9 protein-coding genes are annotated in these 20,492 nt (G+C 58.0%); 7 read left to right on the top strand and 2 right to left on the bottom strand.

The window, feature by feature from the left end:
* Positions 1-90: 90 nt before the first annotated feature.
* Positions 91-465 carry a tetratricopeptide repeat protein gene (locus OC610_RS05945; protein ID WP_264426997.1) on the top strand — a complete coding sequence of 125 codons (375 nt, stop codon included), beginning with the start codon at positions 91-93 and terminating at the stop codon, positions 463-465.
* 270 nt (positions 466-735) lie between these two features.
* On the top strand, positions 736-1,095 hold the full coding sequence (locus OC610_RS05940; protein ID WP_264426996.1) for a PilZ domain-containing protein: 360 nt from the start codon (positions 736-738) through the stop codon (positions 1,093-1,095).
* 190 nt (positions 1,096-1,285) lie between these two features.
* Here OC610_RS05940 and OC610_RS05935 read toward each other — a convergent pair whose 3' ends face one another.
* On the bottom strand, positions 1,286-1,654 hold the full coding sequence (locus OC610_RS05935; protein WP_264426995.1) for a DUF6124 family protein: 369 nt from the start codon (positions 1,652-1,654) through the stop codon (positions 1,286-1,288).
* A 451-nt stretch (positions 1,655-2,105) separates the two neighbouring features.
* Here OC610_RS05935 and OC610_RS05930 point away from each other — a divergent pair, with 451 nt between their 5' ends.
* From OC610_RS05930 to OC610_RS05910, 5 genes are all read left to right on the top strand, one after another.
* Positions 2,106-6,137 carry a hypothetical protein gene (locus OC610_RS05930; RefSeq protein WP_264426994.1) on the top strand — a complete coding sequence of 1,344 codons (4,032 nt, stop codon included), beginning with the start codon at positions 2,106-2,108 and terminating at the stop codon, positions 6,135-6,137.
* Positions 6,138-6,281: 144 nt separating this feature from the next.
* Positions 6,282-10,904: a Tc toxin subunit A gene (locus tag OC610_RS05925; RefSeq protein WP_264426993.1), complete on the top strand. Its 4,623-nt coding sequence runs from the start codon at positions 6,282-6,284 to the stop codon at positions 10,902-10,904.
* A gap of 74 nt (positions 10,905-10,978) precedes the next feature.
* Entirely contained in the window at positions 10,979-15,499 is a 4,521-nt protein-coding gene (locus OC610_RS05920; RefSeq protein WP_264426992.1) for a Tc toxin subunit A-related protein, read from the top strand.
* A gap of 14 nt (positions 15,500-15,513) precedes the next feature.
* Positions 15,514-18,318: a hypothetical protein gene (locus tag OC610_RS05915; protein ID WP_264426990.1), complete on the top strand. Its 2,805-nt coding sequence runs from the start codon at positions 15,514-15,516 to the stop codon at positions 18,316-18,318.
* 61 nt (positions 18,319-18,379) lie between these two features.
* Positions 18,380-19,081 (top strand): hypothetical protein, encoded by a 702-nt coding sequence (locus tag OC610_RS05910; protein WP_264426989.1) that lies wholly within the window; start codon positions 18,380-18,382, stop codon positions 19,079-19,081.
* Between the two features lie 42 nt (positions 19,082-19,123).
* Here OC610_RS05910 and OC610_RS05905 read toward each other — a convergent pair whose 3' ends face one another.
* Positions 19,124-20,455: a DUF58 domain-containing protein gene (locus tag OC610_RS05905; RefSeq protein ID WP_264426988.1), complete on the bottom strand. Its 1,332-nt coding sequence runs from the start codon at positions 20,453-20,455 to the stop codon at positions 19,124-19,126.
* Positions 20,456-20,492 lie beyond the last annotated feature (37 nt).

Genomic DNA, 20,492 nt, shown 5'->3' with positions numbered 1-20,492 from the left:
CCCTCGCCACAAGGGCTTGTCCGATCCTTTTTCAGGTTGAAGATTTTCCTACCCAGGTCGATAAAGAGCTCAAGACAGGAGAACCTCCCCATGCGATTCGTGCTTTTTATTGCCTTGGCCCTGAGTATCACGGGCTGCACCCGTTGGTCGATGAACCACCACATGAACCTCGCCTACACGGCCTACGAGCGTGGCGACTGCGACCAGGTGATGCTCGAGCTGTCCAAGGTCGACCGCGCCAGCCGTGCCCGGCGCTACATGCAGCCGGAAGTCTCGATGATGCGCGGCCAGTGCCTGGAGCGTCAGAAACTGTTCGTCGATGCGGCACAAACCTACCAGTTCATCCTCTCCCAGTACCCCAACAGCGAGTACGCCTACCGCGCCCGCGCACGGCTCGAAACCCTGCAGAGCCTGGGCCATTACCCGACCCGCAGCGCCTCGGCCGTGCGCCCTACGTCATTCTGACCGTTGCCGATGAACCAATGACACGCGCCAGTTGTCGACCGATGACTGGTAACGCGTCCGGCTGGCCGTTGGTTGCGCATCGGCTATATTTGTACAAGTCGTGGCTAGAGCCGATGCTCTAACTTGCCCGGCGTCACCTGTGACCAGTAGCATTTAGCCAGCTAACTTGAAAGTGTCTGGCATCGGGATCGGGGAGAGCGAGCAGGGATAGGCTCGTTCCGAAGCTCTGGGTTGGCTGTGTGATCGGCCATAAAAAAAGCGATACAAGACATGTACAAAGAGCGTCGAATAGCGCGGCATCAGCTGTCGTATTGCCTGGAAGTGTTCAATGGTGCCAACGGCAAGCCCATCGGGTTCTTGGGCAATGTCTCGGAAAACGGGTTGATGCTGATCAGTCATCTGCCGTTGATGATCGGCGCAGAATTTGATTTGCGCCTCAAACTGCCCGCCGGCGACGGGTCGCAGCAAAACTTCCTGTTGAAAGCCAATTGCCTGTGGTGCCACGAGGACGTGACACCGCAGCACTTTGACGCCGGCTTCAGCCTGCAATGGGCGCCGCCGGAGTACGGGCAATTGGTGAGCGCGTTGCAGCAATACTTCAGTTTTTACGAGATGCCGGCCTCGGCGTAGGCTGTTGATCGCGCTACGACAACCCAGTGCTAATCCTGTGGCGAGGGAGCTTGCTCCCGCTGGACGCGCAGCGTCCCATGCAGTGTGTCAGGCAAACTCAGGGGCTGCTACGCAGCCCAGCGGGAGCAAGCTCCCTCGCCACGGGGGGGGGCGTCGCTTTCTATATCGTTATCGTGCCGTTTTCATGCCCTCATCGCTGCACCTTCGCCTCGCCATCGAGCAACCTTTCCAGCAACAACACCCCCATCTCGCCCATCTGGTGAATCGCCAGGGCCAGGTTGCGCGGGGCGCCTTCCAGGTCTTCCGATAAATCCAGGATCAGCGTGCTCACCGAGCAGAAGGTTTCGTAGGTGTGCGCGAGCATGCCTTCGGGGTCGGCGTCGGGCGCGACGATGAAGTAGTCCGGTTGCTTGGCAGGTTTCTTGTCGGGCTGGCCGTGGTTGGGCTTGAGGTAGTAGTCGAGGGCTCTTTGGGTGGCTTGCTCGAGCTTTTCGGGGTCGAGGGTTTCGTGGGGGGATAGCGGGTTGGTGTGGGGTGGGTTTGGGGTTGGCTTGATCATGTTCGTCATCCTCTAAATGGGCTACCACCGACTCGCGACTAAACGAAGAGGTGGCGGCTGTACGCAGGTTAGTCGACCGGGAGGACAACGAAAAAACCGGCGCGCCCGAGGGCGCCCTGCGCACAGCCACCATTACGCAGAGATAGGGATCCCTGGGAATGATGCTTATGCACTTCGTTATACCTCCGAGCGACTAAACCCGACCGCTGAGTTGTCAGCGACGCGGATCACGTTACGGGGCGAGGCCAAAGCGCACAAGCCGGCGGATTCTGGCGGATCTGTAGTCCGTTACGCAAGGTTGTGTAGTCAGTTGGGTGAGGTCTTACACCGGGAGGTCGCCGTCGGTCGGGACTGTCAGAAGTTACAGGTGTTCTTGAGGGGGGCGTGTCTTCTACTGCTGCCATGACGTATGGCGATGTCGACCTTCGTAATCAATTCTTTGAGGTATGTCATGAGCACAGATGATTTCGAACCGAGCAAATCAGAAGATGCGTCACCGTCTGTAAGTGCTGCGGATGCGCAAGTTGGAGAGGCTGCCGACAAGAACGGCAGCTCTTTGCCCGCGGGTCTAACAGGGCAAATCTTTATTCAAGCGATGGGTTCAACAGGAAGCCCGTGGGCTAACTTTATGGCGGACTATGCATGGTCCCCAGACGGAGGAACGTTCCGGCTGACTCAACCAAACTATAGTGCGCAAAATAACGGGAGTTCAAAGGGCAATGTTTATATACAGCTTGTTTCTGCAGCGGATACGGGTTATGTCGAACTCACTAATGATGATGCTATTCAGGATGGTGCATGGCATCCGCTAAATAGAACTGCTCAGGTCTCGGGAAATTCCAATTCGGTTAATGTTAAGTTTAAATATACTTATGATCGCTCAGGAGATGATCCGCATATCTATGGTGAAAGAGCCATTCTTTTTGATGTGCCTGTACCAACCGTTAATCCCATCAAAAATGTTAGCGATCGAACTGTACGCATTAGCGGGACGGGAGCCGTTAGTGGCGGCCAAGTATTTGTCCACACGAGTATTGTGGCTGAACATTATCGGGCCTCCATGCAAGCCAATGGGAGTTGGTCAGTGAACGCTCCTCTTTCGGATGGGGCACGTCACTTGACATTTATCGCTTATCAAACAGTAGGTGGTAGGCAGTCCAGCTCTACGCCCAGCGCGGATATCTATCTGGCTTATATTACTCAACCACCTTCCGGTGCTGTTTTGGTAACGGGCGAGACGTTCCGTGGGCTGGGGGCTCCCGGCAGCAAAGTAACGTTGGTCAAGCCCTCGAACCACAATGACAGGTTGACTGACGAAGCGACTGTGGAGGCAGGAACGGATCAATGGCAGTCGGCTCTTAAAGATATCAGCAGTTTACCCAGCGGCCCTCTACCGGTATTGGCTATATATGATTTTCTTGGTTTTCCAAGAGTCCTGTCAGCCACGGTAACCTATAACGTATTAGGCGCCCCGGCGATCGCTAGTCCGGAACCCAGTAGTAGACAACCAGTAACTTTTACACTCACCGGCAACAATGGGCTGGAAGGCTCCGACATTGAGGTGTATCTCGACCTTACTTCCACTCGGGTAGGAACAGGGAGAGTCCCGAACAACAACGGTCAATGGAGTGCTCAGGTGACCGTCGAGCCTGGGGCAAGAACCCTGACGGTATTGCAAAAAAAATCCGGTAAGACTTCCGCACGAGGCGCGTCCCGTTTGTTCAAAGTCGCCCCTAACCCACCCACCTTATTGTTCCGAACCGGAGAGGTCGGTGAGTTTTACGGTAGCGGGTTTCCCGGCGCCGAGGTGATTGTTCATGTCACAAACGGCGCTCTGGTTCTGAGGGCAACCGTTCAGTCTAGCGGCGCTTGGGTTCAAGCTATTCCTACTACCTTTATGCCTGGTAACTATTCATTCGATGCCAAGCAAAGTGTTTCCGATGGGGGGAGTGGGCGTATTGAGTCGAATTGGGGCACAAGGCTCACGAATATCAATGTCGCGACGCCCAAACCGACGGGTCTCCAGGTCACCCTGAATGGCCAGCGGCCGACATTCTCGGGCCAAGGACGTAATTGGGATTCGGCTAGCACCCAGGTGCGGTTCTACAACAATAGGGCCCTGCTAGACGATGTACCGTATGCTTCCGTGACGAACGCCTCTTGGCAGACCACTTCAAATGGAGATTTCGCCCCGGGTCGGTATCCAAGCTTGACGGCTCGTCAGGTAGTCAACTCTACATGGTCCGAGGACGCTCCTTTCCTTGAATTGACTGTGCCTTCGCCAACGCCTGTATTCACTCAACCCCCGGCGCAAACAGGTCAACGCCCTCAGATCTCTGGCACTGCCTGGCCAGCCTCAACCCTGGTTGTGAAAATCTCAGACAGAGAGGATGAGCGGCTAACGGCAACTGGGGGCACGTTTACTTTAAATGCCACTGCAGATTGGGCTCCTCGTACTTATACAATCGAGGCTAGAGCAACCTTCGGCGAGCAAACCTCGCCACCCGCCACTCGAAGTTTCACAGTCAAGACACCGGTACCGCGTTTCACGACGTCAGCCGGCGACGCTGTCGATCTAACCCCGGTCATAGAAGGCGAAGGTTGGTCCGGGTGCTGGATTGTCATTTATTCGACTAGCAGCAATCAGCCGTTGGGTAGCGGGCCGGTCGGGGGAAATGGAAAATTTGCAATATCTTTGGTGCCCCAAACCCCTGGAAACCTCGACATTTATGCCAAGCAGGCGGAGGAGCAAGACAGCACTAATGTCTCCGATCAAACCGCAACGCTGGGCGTTAACGTCCGGGTAGCCGTTCCGCAAATACAGGTCCCGCCCGCCAATGGAAGGCCGCCGCGCATTTCGACCTTTTCTGGCGTCGGCACTACGGGTGGCTTTGTTGAGTTGTACATCAAGGGGCAAGAGTTGCCGCTGGTGGAGAACATTCCGGTCGTTGGTGGCGTTTGGAGTGCACAGGTCGTGCTGCCTGCAGGCGCCAGGACCCTTGAAGTGCTGCTTCGCCATGGCACTTATCCCAGCGCCAAGGGCGAGCATGTTGTCACGGTGGTGCCAAACGTGCCGCTGATCGACACCCCCCTGCCGGACGAGGCGTTGGGTAATCCACTGTTCATGAGCGGGTTCGGTTTTGCCGGTGACACCATCCGTATCGACACATTGGGCGGTACGCGACTTGGCAGCGTGACCGTCAGCCCTTCCGGCACTTGGACGGCCCGTATCGACCATGACATGAGCGGCGACGCGTTCGAGGTGTCGGCAAGCGCCGGCGCGGGGCTTGACTCGCAACCTTCATCCCCCTTATCGGTTGCATTGTTGCTCAAAGACCTGCCCCAGTTCACGGAGCCGCAGCCGGGCGATTGGGTTGGGGTCCGGCCCCAATACAGCGGCCTGGCGACGCCGGGGGCAAGCATCAGCATCGCTTCGTGGTTCGACACGGAGCAGCGGGTGGCGCCACCGACGGTCGCCGATGCGCACGGGCGCTGGGAGGTCATGGGGAACAGCGATCTGGCCGAAGGCCAGGGCTGGGTGACGGTTCGCCAAACCGTGGGCGGCGTCGAGTCGCAATGGGTCGACAGTGGCCGTTTCATGGTGGAGAAAATGCCTGCCGGGTTCGAACCTCCGACGGTGGATTTTCCGCAGCTGGGGCAGGAGGTCGGGCGTTATCCGATGTTTTCGGGCCGCGGCGTGCCGGGATCAAGAATCTATATCTGCGAGGAAGGAAAATACGAACCGCCCTTGATCCCTGACTGTTGGGTCGGGCGGGACGGAAGATGGGCAACGCAGTCAATCATCGAGTTGCCAATTGGCGACAACTATAGGTACTCGACCCGGCAATACCGTGATGGGGCGGCGTCGCCCTGGCTGGTTCCCAATCGCGATATCAAGGTGATCCAGGTGCAAGCAGATTTTGCCGCCGCGGTCATCCATACACCGGCTCAGGGCGCGACGGTAGAGCGTCGGCCATTATTTTCCGGAGCCGGCACGCCGGGAGCGTTGCTAGACGTTTTCTCCAGATCCGCCGATGACCTCTATCGCCAATATGGCGTGACCCAGGTTGATGCCCAAGGGCAATGGTCAATGCGCTGCGAAGAGCAGCTGGATCCACGGCTGCACGCGATTTCATGTGTCCAGAAACTCGACGGAGCAGACTCGGCCAAACCAGAGACCGTCAATTTTACCGTCGTCGATAGAATTGACGTGCCGGTACTGGTCAGTCCGGTCGATGGCGGATTTGTCTCGCCCCGCGCGGTCATCCGCGGTACTGCGCTACCGGGGGCGGTGATCGAAGTCGTAAACAGGGGGCAACCGAGTGTGGGGTGGGGCACCGCCGTCGTCGACGAACAAGGGCGATGGGCCATCGTCACCCGGCCTTTACCGTTGGGAACGAACAACTTGGCCATGAGAGCGAATAAAGACGGCTCTTCATCCCTATGGGTCGATTTTACGGTGCAGGCGCTTGACCTTGGCTAACAGCCCCCGACCAACGGCACATTCTACTGTCAGTTCTGACAGTAGATGCCATTCGGTTTCAGGCGCTAAATCGAGTCGACTTCATGGCGACCAGCCGATGCCGGGCCCGGTGGGGTTCGTGGTTTTTCTAAGGAAACGATTGGCATGAACACATCCAGCAATCTGCCCGTTCACCAATTGCTCGGCGCCGTATTGGGCCCGGCGCGCATGGCTGCGCTCGACGGTTTGAATGAGCACATCGCAGAAAATCCCAGCGTCTTCGACCTGATAAAGCTGGGCCACGCCCAGTTGCAGACGTTCGGTTTGAGCCGGGATGAAGCCCATGCGCTGATCACTCGTGGCAATGCGTTGGCGGTGTACATCGCCAGGTTCTTCCGTGAGCAAACCGCTCGCGGTGCGCCGACCCGGTACAACGAGCAGGCGCTGGTGCCGTTGCCTAGCTACATGGACCAGTTCAACCCGGATATCAACGGTAGCGCCCCGGCGGGCAGCATTGAAAACAGTGCGTCGACCACCGCCTATATGGTGGCCCTGCGTGAGTGGGTACGTGATTACATCGTGCCCCTTGGCGATGACAGGGCTTTGTCTCTGCAGGCTCGCCGTCCGGATGTCGACGACTTGCTCATCAACGAGATGGCCGTCAACCGGCGGCAGTCACGCTTGGAAATCGCCAATGCGGTGCTCGAAGCGCAAATCAAGTCCAGGCTCAACATTACCGACGTCAAGGCGTACCTGCGCACTTGTCGCTACCACAACGGCCTGCCCTACGACCACGATTGGCAGACCATCACGGAGGTGGTGCGCGCCGCCCTCAAGGATGGATCGCTGGGCGACATCATTCGCCGGGTAGACCTGGATTACCCCTATTTCAAGAATCCCGGCGCCAAGGGGACGCGCAACGATGCGGCGCAGCAATTGAGCATCGGAATCGGACCGTTGCATTTGTCGTTGCTGCTGGAAGATCCATATTTCTCGCTCAACGCCACCATGGCCCAAGCGCCTATGTTGAGGGCAGACCCACGAACCCGACTGATCGATTCAACCCCCCAGGCGTCCGCTGCAGATTTTTATCGAGAGAATTTTGGCGGACAGGCGATAGCTTTGCTCAGTTTGCGCCAGCTCCGGATATTCAGTCAGTCGACACGTATTGACCAACGTGGGGTCGAAGCCTTGTTCGGGCGTGGTGCCTTTACCCCTGAACTTTCAGTGAACGCGCCGGCAATGGGCGACCCGAACGAGCCCCGCTCGGGTGTCGATGCCGGAGCCGTTTACGTCCATGGCGCGGTGCAGCCTGCCATTGAGCTGCGCCGGGACGGTCCCGTCAATAACGAGTTCCAGTTGCATCATGTTGGAGAGGCGATTTCGGGGGCGCTGGCCCACCGCATGGATCGGGTCAACCGCAAATGTCGATTGGACCGCATGCTGGGGCTGCCAAGCCACCAGGTTGATCAATTGCTCATCGCGGCGATGCACGCAGAACGGCGGACTACCGGAAATGCCGACGTCTGGATTACTTCCAATACGATGCGGTGCCTGGGCCTGTTCAAGGAACTCAATACCCATTATGGCTGCGAGGCCGAAGAATTCGCGGCCTTCGTGGATGTGCTGTCGGTATACGGTCAGGATGGACAGTGGTCGCAATTTGACCGGATGTATAACCGGCATGCGATCTATGACGAACCCTTGCGTATCGACGATGGCGAGTTTTCGATTGCGCCGCGTAGCGAGGCCGAGGAGCGAACAGTCCATCAGATCTGCAGCGCGCTAGACATCAATTTCGAAACTTATCGCTTCCTGGCCACGGTTATTGCCGGGGCCTATGGCTTGAAGACCCATCTGAGCCGCAGCTTGAAAATCCTTTCCAGCTTTTGGCGGCTTGTACGGTTGGCCCGGATGTTCGGACTTACCCCGATCGAAGCAACGGCGTTGTTGCAGACCCTGAGTGATGGGGAAGGCCTGGTTTCCCTGTTGGCGGGTGAACCGGCCGTATCGAGTAACGGCCTGGGGGACGGTGCGGATGCGCTAAGTGCCATTGGAGGGCTGATGGAATGCGCGCTTTGGTCCAAGGACTACGATTTGCCGGTGCTTTGGCTGGTGCAGTACGTCAACCCGGTGTATGTGCCGGCCGTCTGGACCGAAGGCCAGGAGCAGTTTTTGCGACAGTTGCGCAGTCAGGTGCTGGCTGTGCGGGTGGAGCAGGCCACCTTGCTGGAAGAAGGTGCTCCGTTGCGTACCAGCAGTAACATCACGATTGATTGGTTGGCGCGACTTGCGAAACTGGTGGATTCCGATGGGCTGGTGATCGGTTGGCATGATGAAGCCGAGCAACAATACCTGGAGCGTACCCGTACGGAGGTTCGGGACGTGGTGCAGGCCATTGTTACTGACAACGATGAACGCGAGCGCTTGCACAGCATCATCCTGACTATCCTGCTGCGTTGCCGGGATGAGCAGCGGACAGTCGTGGAGGAAGGCCTCTCGGTTTTCCTCAAGCTCGACTCGTTGTTGGCGGTCCAGGTCATGCGTTGGTCCCAAGGCCACGCCTATGATTTTCTGACCAAGGCCATGGAACTGTCGAAGCTCGAGTCGCCCTTGGCTGGGCGGCAACAGGAGCCTGAGCCCTTCCTGAAAATGCTGGCGGAGCTGGAGCGGCGGGCTCAGATCACCAGCCGTTTGGGGCTGAGCCCGCAAATGCTCGACACGATGCTGACGGACGAACACTACCTGTGGTTCAGCCTGAAGGACCGTTACGATATTTCCATCCAGACGGTGTACTACCTGGCGTTCTACAGCCGGATGATCAGCCGCGTCCAGCAGCCCGAAGAGAAAATGCTGGACTACCTGCGTCAGGTCAATGAGTTACCCGACGACATGAGCGAAGACGGTTTGCGTTTGGTCCGTGACGCAGCTGCCGACAAGCTGGCCGCCTATTTTGGTTGCGGGATCAAACATGTTCTGGAGTGTGTCGAACATATCCAGAAGCAAGCCGGCGACGATGAGAGCCCGGTCAAGCCGATATTGGGCCAACTGGCGCATCTGGATTTGTTGCTGCGTACGCTGGAACTTGCCAAGACGGGAATGGATGCCACCGCAGCGTTTTCACTGGGTGCGCTCTATCCGTTGGATTCCGAATCGGCCTATGCCACCGCCGCGCGCAATGCGCTGGAAAGCCTGACGCAGTTCGTTACCCTGACCGGCGTGCCGGATTCAGCCGAAGTGGGTCAGAGCGTCACCACCCGGTGTGTGGTGGATACCCCAAGGCTGATCGCGAACCTGGGCCAAGAAGCGGCGGAGTTCGAGTGCACGTTGCTGGACTTCTATGGCGAGCCGCTCAAAGGGGTTGATGTTCACTGGGCCACCGACCTGGGGGCGATCCTGACCCCACTGACCCGCACCGACGATCAGGGACGGGCACGCGCGGTGTTGCAAGCGGGAGGCCGCATGGGAACTGCTCATGTTTCGTTCAACCTACCACTGTACGAATCGATTTATGCGCCCTCTGTAATCATCGATTGTGATGAAGTTACATTGGAGTTCGATCCAAGAAGCATGACGCCGCTGCCCGATTATCCAATATTGGCGGGGCACCAGGGTGAGCAGGAAGTCGCCGTCCGGATGCTCGATCAATACATGAACCCCGGTGCTTTGCGCAAAGTAGCCTGGTTTACGACGGTGGGCCAGATCCGACCCAGTGAAACGTACACGGACAAAGACGGATGGACCCGCGTGTGGGTGTCCAGCCTGACACCCGGTGATGCGACCATTTCAGTGACTGACGGAAGCGGATCTGGCATCGAGTTCAACGGTCGGATTCAGTTTGCCGATAAACCGCGCATCCTCGACAAGCCCTATGCCATCAGCGCGGCGATGGTTGGGCTAGCGCTGACTGTGCGTTGTCTGGTCGTTGGCCTTGACGGTGAGCCGGTCGAGGGACAAGAGATCATGTGGTGGACCCGTCCGGAGGACAAGACCTCCCAACCGAGCGATGACCAGGGGGTATCGGATTTTACCTTCGAGCCTGACACGCCAGGCGATCTGATTGTCTATGCCCAGCTTGGCAACGATCCGGTCGTCGAGGTTGCGGTGCGGGTGGTGGATACCGCTGTGATCAGTGGCTATTCAGCGGACACACAATTCCCCGTGGTAGGGGGCAGGCCGAGGCTGCTATGGGTCGATGTGAAAGAGTCGCTCGGCGATTCTTCGGAACCAGTGCCCAATTACCCTGTGATTTGGACGCTGACACCTGATCCAGGCGACACGGTATCGGACGCTACCGATGTGCAGGGACGGTCGGCTTATCTGTTCGAGCCGAAGACGGCGGGTACTTTCGTATTGACCGCTGTTCTACAACACGACCCTGCACAGTCGAAAGTTTTCAACTTAACGGTGCTCAGGGCCTTCGATTGGACAGTGGAACTGGTCAGCATTTCACAAACAGGCCGGGAAACTCGTGAGCCGATTGGGCCAGGTGATGAGCTTTCGTTGTTCAGGAACTCGCATTACCGCCTGGAGATTCAAGCCGTCGATGAAACTGCACTAGCCGGTAGCCAGGGCGCGTTGGGATGGAGCTCCGACTACACCACCCAGGCGCTGGCCTTGGTGTTCGATCCGCCACTGGCCACACGTGTCACCTTCAACGACGGTGAGACTTTGGAAGTCGATATTCATGCAGGCGATGTCAGGAATGGCCGTTTCCAATTAAGCCTGGTCTGCGACCGTTTGAACGAGGCGCTGGTGCTCTCGGGCAGCTTGACCCGACGACCGTGACGGCGGCGGTGATATCACGATTCATGACTCGGTAGCCCGGGCCAAACCTTAGCCAGCGACAAGGAGCTGATCCCATGGAATTACTCCAGATCAATGAACTGACGGAGCGCTACACCGCAGCGATGCTGGAGGCCGTGTTGGGTCAAGGCCTGTGGGAAGGCGCCGTTACGCTGCGCAATCCCGACGACCTGAACGAATACCTGATGCTTGATACCCAGGACCGCGCGCAATTGGAAGCAACGTGGATATCGGCCAACGTCAGATGCCTGCAACAGCACATCCAGTCGGTGTACAGCGGGATGGAACTGGGCTATGAAAGCAGTCATTTCGAGCCGGAGGATACCCAGTACTGGTACCAGATGTTGAGTCATTACAGCACGTGGTCGGCCAATGTGACGCTTAAAGACCAGGCTGAAAATTACATCGTCCCCTCGCTTCGTTTGAAAAAAACCGGGTTGTTCCGAACACTGGAAAACGGCTTGAATCAAATGCGCCTGAGTACCGATTCGGTGCACAGGGCGTTGATGGAATATACCCAGGCCTTTCAACGTATCTGTGACCTTGACGTGATCGGAGGCTACGTCGATGGTGCCGATATCCAGAAAGCACGTTACTGCCTGGTCGGTCAGGAACGTACCCCTCCGTTTGCCTATCTATGGCGCTCGGTCAGGGTGGACGTGAATGACAGCAGCGAAAGGATCAACCCGGCTGCATGGGGCGAATGGCAACCGATCGACATCGCGACGGTGAACAAAGTGCTGGATATACGCCCCGTGTACTGGGGCGGGCGCCTGGTGATGGTCTGGTGTGAGTGGCATGAGCGCCAAGTCGATGACAACGGTGTGGTACAGATTCCCTGGTCGCTGGAAATCAAGTTGTCCTCCAGTTCGTTGAACGGTCAATGGTCGGCCCCGATTTCCTTGCACCAGCGGTTTTGCGAATACGACGTTTCCAATGGTCGCCTGACAGCCGTGTCGCTGGGAGACGGTGATCCGCGTGATGATTTACTGGCCGTTTGTTACACCAACCGGCAATCGTTGGATGGCCATGCCACCTTCCAGGAAATCGAAATTCATGAAACTCGCGATGCGCTGTTTCGCAAGGTTCCTGACCACACGGCGACCGTGCTGGAGCTGACCTTCGCCCGTTTCAACAAGGCCGATCGCCTGCAACAAAAAGTAGGGCCTGACGACTTTCCGCAGTACACCATCGATTCTTCGGAGCTGATAGGCGGCTCTATCAACGAGCACTTTTTCTTGGACGTGGTTTACACCCGCGAAAGCGACGGCGGTAACGATTATGAAGTGCTCCGGGTCCGGGGGCGTTGCAATGCGGTGCAGGAAGTCAGCCGCTCCATCGAGAGGCTGTCGATCAGTTGGCCGTCGGAGTCAGGCAACGCAGGCCTCAGCATCGTTGCGGCGGGGGCGCGGCAGCTTCGGATCACCATGACCCTGCATCAGGAGCCAACGCGAAGCCACACCTTGGAGCTGAGGACGTTTTTGAGCGAAGAAAATGGCTCGGAGAATCCCAAAATAACAATTCATGCGTTTGTTCAGAGTGACTTCAAGGAAACGGTCCCTGGGGAGGACGTCTGGATCGCGGAGAAGGTCGTCCCTTTGTCGGATTCGGCGTTGAACATCCTGCTGGGCAGAACCGCGGATGAGGTTCGTGCCGGTGCGGGCTTCTTCATGACGGGGCTGGGGGAGGCCGTACTCAACGAACAGAATCAAGTGGTCCCCAAAGTCTTGTATTCCTCGGCGACTTTCCTTCTCAAGCTCGGAGCCAGGACCGTTGCGGACCCAAGAGACTGGGTTTCTACCGGTCTGCTGGATGGTGAATACGCTACACCCTGGTTGACGTATCGTCGCCAGACGCCTGCCGTCGGGACACAAAACTTTCCCATAGACACTCCGATCGTATTTGAGTTTGGTGAGCTTGGGAGCACCCCGCCTTTCGGACGTAACACGTTCTCGGTCATATTGAACCAACGTGCGCGCCGGTATCCGAAGGTCACCATTGATAAAAGCGACCCCGCGGGTGCGCAGTTCCTGCACTTCGATAAAACCGGCCAGGCGCTCAAGTACGTGCGGGTCAATTCCACCTTCGGTCCGGCATTGACCAGTCGCGCAGCGGTTTCGGTTGATGCATTGCTCGCTTGGGAAACCCAACACATCGAGGAGCCTGCGAGACCGGACGGCACCCAGGAAGAAAACGGCCCGTTCGACGGGTGCAACGGTTTGTATTTCTGGGAAATGTTCTTCCATACGCCGGACCTGGTGGGCGCGCGCCTGACAGCGGAGGGGCGCTACCGCGAAGCCCAGGGCTGGTACGAATACATTTTCAATCCACTGGCCCGGGAAATAAATGAAACGGCGCCGCTCGGAACCATCGACTCTGAAATGACGCCGGCCCCGGCCTACTGGCGTTGCCGCCCGCTGGGCAATGATGTTGATCCATCGTACGAAATCGACGCACCCACCGACCCGGACGCGATTGGTTATTCGGCACCGGTCCACATGCGTATCGCGTTGTTCCTGCGGTACGTGGACAACCTGATCGCGTGGGGCGATAGCCAGTATCGTCGCCTCGATTACGACAGCATGATCGCCGCCAGGCTCAATTACACCAGGGCGTTATCCTTGATGGGCCGGGAACCGGAAGCGCGTACAGCCACTACCTGGCAGCCTGTCACCCTCGGGGAATTGTTGGGTACCGTCCAGGCGCGTGAGGCGCTCAAGGCGTTTGAGGCAGATTTTTCAATCAGGCTGGCGGACGTTCCAACCGGTATGACGAATACGCCGCGTTTCGAGCTGCTGGGCACTGGGGTGTTCTTGCCCGGCATCAATGAACGGCCCGAAAGATTGCGAAGACTGCTCAAGGAGCGGCTCGATAACTTGCGCCAGAACCGTTCCATCGATGGCCAGCCGCTGTCGATTCCCCTCTTCAGTCCGCCTCTGGACCCGCTGGATCTGTTGCGTTCAAAAGGCAACTCCGAGCTGGGGGAGGCCCGCAACCCGGGGGGGCAGGTGCAGGTTGTGCCATACAAGTGGCGAACCGTGCACAACCTTGCGCTACAAGGCACCGAGTTCCTGATCCAGCAGGAAGACCTGCTACGAAGCTGGCTGGAGCAACGTGACCGGACAGAGCTGGAAGAGCTGCAACAGAGCCATATGATTGAACTGGTCGACTACGCCAGGTCGGTCCACGAGTCGACCATCGCTCAACTGGAGGCGACGGCGGCGTCCTTGAGGCAAAGCGACAGCATGCTCAAGGCTCGGATAGAACATTATCAAGCGCTGATGAATGAAGGTGTGTCGCAGGCTGAATACGAGGTCTTGCAGATCAGTCGCCAGGCGCGGGACGTCAGTGCGAGTTCAGGCGCGTTGCGGGCTGTCAGCGCCGGGCTTGACTCGGTTCCGAATATTTTCGGCGTTGCCAATGGCGGGGTTCATTTTGGGGCTGCACCGCAAGCAGCCGCTGAAATCCTGCAGATTGCAGCAGATTTCATGTTGCGCGAAGCCGAAGAAACCAGCGTCAACGAGCAATATCGTCGCCGAGCGCAAGAATGGGCGTTCATGTTTGATCAATCGAATGCCGAGGCGCGAGTGCTGCGTGAGCAAATCCTCGCGCAGGAACATGCTATCAGCGCCGCTCGAGCCAGCCTGTTGCAGACTGAGGCGGCCAATACCCAAGCCATGGCCGTCTACGCATTTTATAAAAACCGCGCGACGGGGCGGGAGTTGAGCAATTGGGTCGTCGGGCAAGTCAAGACGTTGATCTACCAGGTGTATGACGTTGTCGTCGGCCTGTGCTTGTGCGCCGAAACCTGCTGGCAGTACGAAATGGGCGATTTCAAGTCGCGGTTCATCCGCCCGGATGTGTGGATGGACACCTATCACGGGCTTACCACCGGCTATTCCTTGAAGCTTGATTTGCTCAGGATGGCCGCCGCACGCATTAAACGCGATGAGCACAGGCTTGAGCTGGTCAAGACGATTTCTCTGCGCTCGCTGGCGGAGGTTGATTGGGCGGACGTCATCGATACAGGAAAAATGAGATTTTCATTGAATGAAAAACTCTTCGACGAAGACTATCCGGGACATTACTGCCGTCAGGTCAAACGATTAGCCTTGACGTTTCCCGGTGTGCTGGGGCCCTACGAGAATGTGCGAGCCGTCTTGGTCCAGCTGAGCAGCGCCACGACCCTTGAACCTGATATCGGGGCTGTCCGGTATCTGCACAATCCTGAGAGTCCAGCCCCGGACACAGGCACGCTCGTGCAGAACCTGAGGCCCTACCAGCAAACAGCATTTTCGGTCGGGCTGGATGACAGTGGCATTACCGGGTTCCCGGACGATGAGCGCTACCAGTGCTTTGAAGGCACCGGTGCTCACGCCGACTACGAATTGACATTCCCTCGGGTGCAGGAGCCCGCGCAGAAACGTCTTTTGGAGTCATTGACGGACGTCATCCTGACCCTGACCTATCAAGCCAAGGATGGCGGGCCAACTTTCGCCACCGAGGTGGAAGATGAGCTGACTGCTCTGCTGGGAGCAAACATGAAGCCTGAGAAGGCGCCGCTCACGACTCGCTGAAGGATGACGCCGCCATGATCAGCAAGAGCATTCGTTACAAAGACAGCTTTATCGTCAACGGGAACTTCGAGGATGGTTTGCAGCAATGGACCGTCAACGATCCAATGAGAGTCGTTAAAGCGATCGACCGTTGGGACGACAAAGATGTTTCTTACATGCATGCCTTGGACCAGGGAGCGGCCAGCCAGACCTTGATACTGGCCCAGCACCCCAGGCCTGATGCTGAGAAAGCGGTTTATGAGCTGCGTTTCTGGTACGAGGCATACGGCGGCGAAAACGCTTCGGTGCGGATTGTAACGGGACTGGGAGAGGAGACGAACCTGGCTCTCGTGCCATCGCTCAAGGTGGAGTTCGAATTGCCGTTGGACCCTGACGTCCTGCTGGACCTTAACCTGACGGAATATTCACATCGCCTTGAACTTGACCCGGTGGAGGTAAGCGTCGAGATCACTTTTATCAGCCCTGCGGATGCGCCCAATCGGCGGAGGGGGCTACGGGTCACTTTCGTACGTGTCGAATTGTTATTGGAACCCTTGCGCCTGGAAAGTCTGAGCATCGATGAAGAGCAGCAAGCCCCCAATGAACCGTTGCGCCTATGTCTCGGGGCATTGGGCAACGAGGCACATGAGGTGCTATTGAATCTGGCGGACGATAGCGCCTGGCAAGAGACAAGAGCGTCCTTGTTGGTGGAGGAAGGAAACATCGATCCTATGCTCTCTGCCCAACCGATCTGGGAGCAGGAGCAAGCGATCGATTCCTTCTGGTACATCAGTTGCGTAGATTCGGGTGAGGACGAGCAGTACGAGCACACGTTGAATGTACGCAGCCAGTACACGGCCGATCTTTACGACGTATCGGCCCTTTCGGGCCATTTCCGGCTCGATGTCATTGCGTTGCAAGAGGCCATCTATTATCCGGTGGTCTGTCTGGAGCAGAGTGTGGAGTTGCGCGTCCGAGTGCAGTCCCACTACACCCACATGTCCCTGGCCAATCGTGAAGTGACGTGGACGGTGTCATCCCCGGGCGCAGCGGCACCGGTCTTGCTACTCAAGCAGCGCTCCGATGAAAACGGCGAAGCGAGCTTCATCTATTCGCCAGATGAAGAAGGGCTTTTCCAGATCACGGCCTCGGTCGACAGCCATTATAAAAAGGATGACGCCAAGCACGTATTCGAAGTACGCGCATTGCAAGAGGACCCCTGGCTGCAGGCAACATTTTCGTTGGACCGTTCGTCATCACCTTCGCCTTGGGGCCGAGACCAGGCCTATCCCTGTCGCGGTGCCTCCCATGAAGTCACCGTGACCTTCCCGGCGGGCCACGCCCTCGCGGGTACTGACCTGGCTTTGCTTTGGCAGGGGGAGGACACGCCTGACGGGTTGGGGGTGGTTATCAACCCCCCGCTCGACGAGCCGACGCCCATCGATGGCGCTGGCCTGACTTGGAACATGGCGTTCGAAAATCGGCGAGACAGCGATATTGAACTCAACGTCAGGTGCTCGAGACTGCTGGAAGCTTCGCCGTCTCAAGCATTGAGATTGGCGCATAACTGGCTTGAGGTTAGCGATACGAATCAGTCGTCTCGGTTTCCTATGGTGGGCGGGCCTCCCCTTTATCTGAAGGCTCAGGTCCGTTCAAGGGTCCCAGGTGTCGGGACAGTGCCGGGCATCGATGTCCAATGGCTCATAGATGGAGAACTCTCCCGAACATTGCCGACGGGCGCAGAGGGCTGGTCTGAATACCCATTCGATCTCGATGAAGATGGGACGTTTACCGTCACCGCCCGCCTCGAAAATCGCTACGAAAATAATCAGGTGGAACACCCTTTCAGGGTCGTGGTCTTGGGCGAGAGCCCTTGGCAATCACTGGCTACTGTGTCTCTGGGCGGAAGAGATGCCGGAAATATCGGGCTGATTTGTTTTCGGGACGACGAGCCAGCAGAGCTTAAGGTCAGCCTCGTCGGCGAAATGCTGTTGGGTGAAGAAATATTTCTGGAGGTGACTGACCCAAACGGGGAGCCGAGCCTTGTTTTTGACGCGGTCCCCCCTTTGGAAGACATGCGCAGGCTGCCCTTGGATGGACTCACTTGGGCGATTCGCTCGGACGCAGCCAGTAGCCGTTTTTTGCTGCGTGTACATCACGCCGTACTGCCTCTGTTCGAGTTACCGGGGTTGTTGCTGTCAAGGGTGATAGATGGCGAAGGAGATTTGCAATTCGATGAAGAAATCCTCCTCTCTACTGCAATAGCCTACCCATGCCTGGGGGCTGTGCATTCGTTGCGCTTTATTCCCAAGGTCGGCAGCCCGTTGAACACGCTTGCATTGGCTGCCATATGGGATCCGGATGCCTTGCCTATAGTCCTTGATCCTGCGCCAGGTATCTCTCAGGAATTGGAATCCGGAGGCGCGCGATGGAACCTGGACTGTCGCGCCAGTAACGAGAGCGGGGGAAGCGGCCTTTCGCTGAAGTTCCCTCAGATTGACGTGACCTATTTGCCTGTGAGTTTGAATTTGGGCCACAACCGAGTCGAGATCGATCAGGTTCGCGGCCCCACTGCTGATCCCGAGGTGGGTGAAAGTGTTTTCCTGGATATTCACGTCAGGTCTTATTACACCCAAAGGTCACTGGGAGGAATTCAAGTAGCTTTCGGGCACGGGACAGTTTCAACGTCAACATCCACAGACGGCGATGGCTGGGCCAGGTATCCCTTCATGGCTGAGGCGCCCGGGGAAGTGCGTGTCATCGCTACGGCACCGAGCCCGTACGACGCTCCCGAGGCGTCCCCCCGACATGAATTTGTTGTCACGGTATTGGGACGTTGATACGAGCGTTGGTGGTTATTGGGTTGTTTCTTAGACAAACACAGGCGTAACGGAGTCTTTCATGTCAAAATTCAGCGATTCAGCCCGTCAATCCGTCGTTATTGGCGAGGTGCACGAAGCCAGCATCGATCCTATGGTGGGCGAAAGCGTCATGATGGCGATCAAGGTCGTTTCATCCACCGACCGCACAGCCGCCTCGGCAGTGTCGGTGGTCTTTAGCGTGAGGCAGGTTTCCAAGCAAGTGGCCACCGACAGCCAGGGCTGGGCTCGTTTTACCTACACCGCCGACGAGACGGGCGAGGTGCAAGTGATCGCAACGCTAGGTGAGTCCGAGGGCGGTCCAAGTCATACCTTCCGCTTCGAGATATTGGCCGCCGGCGTCTGGGGCGGTGCTCAGTTTCAATTCGATAACGACCCTGTGACGGCCTGGGGCCAGGAAGCTGGTTTCCCTCGGTTATCGCAGCGTCACACCGTTCGGCTAATGCCAACGTCCGGAAGCTCGTTGATCGGCCGCGATATTTGCCTGGGGTTGAAAAGCTATCTATCGGCCAGCGCGCTAGGGCTGACAGTCACACCCGCGCTGGGGTCTTACCGTCCACTGACCGACCAAGGATTGAGTTGGGAGTGCGTAGGCACGGGGGCGGGGGCTTACGCGTTTCAATTGGCTGCTTCACGGATACTCAAGTTGTCCCCCGACAACACGATGTCGTTAACGCGTATGCCGGTCCCGAGTGCCGAAATTTCAAATGAAGTCCGGAGTTGACACGTGTCTGATGCGTTTTTCATCCGATGTAATTGGGGCGTTTTATAAATCCCCCGCCTTCTTCCACCCCAGGTACAACGTCACCAGCTCGGCCCCCAACTCCCCGGGCCGGGCTTGCAGCACCGCCATCCCATGGGCGCTCAAGCGCTCATGCAGGGTCGCCCGTGCATTCAGGTAATCCACCGTCCCGCAATAGGCCAGCGCCTCGGGCACGTTCTGCACCGGCGTCTGCCGCAGCCGGTCCAGCGCTTCTTCCCGCAGGCTTGCCACCAGCACCCGATGCCGTTGCCCCAAGCGTTTGACGGCGATCAGCAGTTCTTCATCATCCTCATCCCGCAGGTTAGTCACCAACACCACCAAGGCCCTGCGTTTCTGCCGGGCCAGCAGTTGCGTGACGGCGCCCTGGTAATCGGCGGGGTATTGGCTGCTGCCCAGGTCATAGACGGTGTTGAGCAACACATTGAGCTGGCCGGTGCCTTTGACTGGGGCGAGGTAGCGGGGTTGTTCGCTGGCGAAGGTGCTCAGGCCCACGGCATCGCCCTGGCGCAGGGCGGTGTAGCTGAGCAGCAGGCAGGCGTTGAGGGCGTGGTCGAAATGCGACAGCTCGCCGTCCTGGCTGCGCATGCGGCGACCGCAGTCGAGCATGAAGATGATTTGCTGGTCGCGCTCGTCTTCGTATTCCCGGGCGATGGGGGCGCGGTGGCGAGCGGTGGCTTTCCAGTCGATCTGGCGCAGGCTGTCGCCTTCGCGAAATTCGCGCAACTGATGGAATTCCTGCCCCTGGCCGCGCCGTTGGCGCTGGCGGATGCCGAGCTGGCTGAGCCAGTTGTCCACCGCGAGCAATTCTCCATCGTAGAGCCGAGCGAAATCCGGGTAGACGCGAGTGCTGTCGATGGCGTCCAGCAGGCGCTTTTCGATCCACAGGCCCATTGGGCTCGGCAGGTTGATTTCGCAGTGTTCGAAGCTGAAGTGCCCGCGTTTCAGGGGGCGGACGCGATAGCCGAGCTGGGTGAGCTGGCCGGGTTGTAGTTCCGCCGCAAGGGGGAGGTGTTCGAAGTCCAGGCCATCGGGCACGTGGTCGAAGAGTTGGATCTTCAATGGCTGGGTCAGGTCGTGGCTGATGTCCAGGCGCACGTCGCTCCAGCGGCCGAGTGCCAGGCTGCCGGGCAGTTGCCGTTGGACTCGGGGCGAGGGCAGGCGGCGGACGCGCACGGCGTCGAGAACCGACAGGGCCAGCAGCGCCAGCAGCAAGCCCCAGTGGATCGACAGCAAAGTCGAGGGCACCGCGACGCCCAGCGCTCGCAAAGCGCCCAGGACGATGCCGACGGCCAGCAGGATCGCGAGCCAGATCAACAGCAGGCGCGAAGGCTTCATGGGTGCCGTTTCCCCGTGGCGAGGGAGCTTGCTCCCG

Source organism: Pseudomonas agronomica, assembly GCF_025917275.1.
In the GTDB taxonomy this organism is placed as follows: Bacteria; Pseudomonadota; Gammaproteobacteria; order Pseudomonadales; family Pseudomonadaceae; genus Aquipseudomonas; species Aquipseudomonas agronomica.
The sequence above is the reverse complement of the archived record's forward strand: the minus strand, read 5'-3'. Positions and strand labels throughout refer to the sequence as shown.

Coding starts and splice junctions, on each gene's coding strand:
- OC610_RS05945 (WP_264426997.1), top strand. CDS start 91: ATGCGATTCGTGCTTTTTATTGCCTTGGCCCTGAGTATCACGGGCTGC.
- OC610_RS05905 (WP_264426988.1), bottom strand. CDS start 20,455: ATGAAGCCTTCGCGCCTGCTGTTGATCTGGCTCGCGATCCTGCTGGCC.
- OC610_RS05920 (WP_264426992.1), top strand. CDS start 10,979: ATGGAATTACTCCAGATCAATGAACTGACGGAGCGCTACACCGCAGCG.
- OC610_RS05935 (WP_264426995.1), bottom strand. CDS start 1,654: ATGATCAAGCCAACCCCAAACCCACCCCACACCAACCCGCTATCCCCC.
- OC610_RS05910 (WP_264426989.1), top strand. CDS start 18,380: ATGTCAAAATTCAGCGATTCAGCCCGTCAATCCGTCGTTATTGGCGAG.
- OC610_RS05940 (WP_264426996.1), top strand. CDS start 736: ATGTACAAAGAGCGTCGAATAGCGCGGCATCAGCTGTCGTATTGCCTG.
- OC610_RS05930 (WP_264426994.1), top strand. CDS start 2,106: ATGAGCACAGATGATTTCGAACCGAGCAAATCAGAAGATGCGTCACCG.
- OC610_RS05915 (WP_264426990.1), top strand. CDS start 15,514: ATGATCAGCAAGAGCATTCGTTACAAAGACAGCTTTATCGTCAACGGG.
- OC610_RS05925 (WP_264426993.1), top strand. CDS start 6,282: ATGAACACATCCAGCAATCTGCCCGTTCACCAATTGCTCGGCGCCGTA.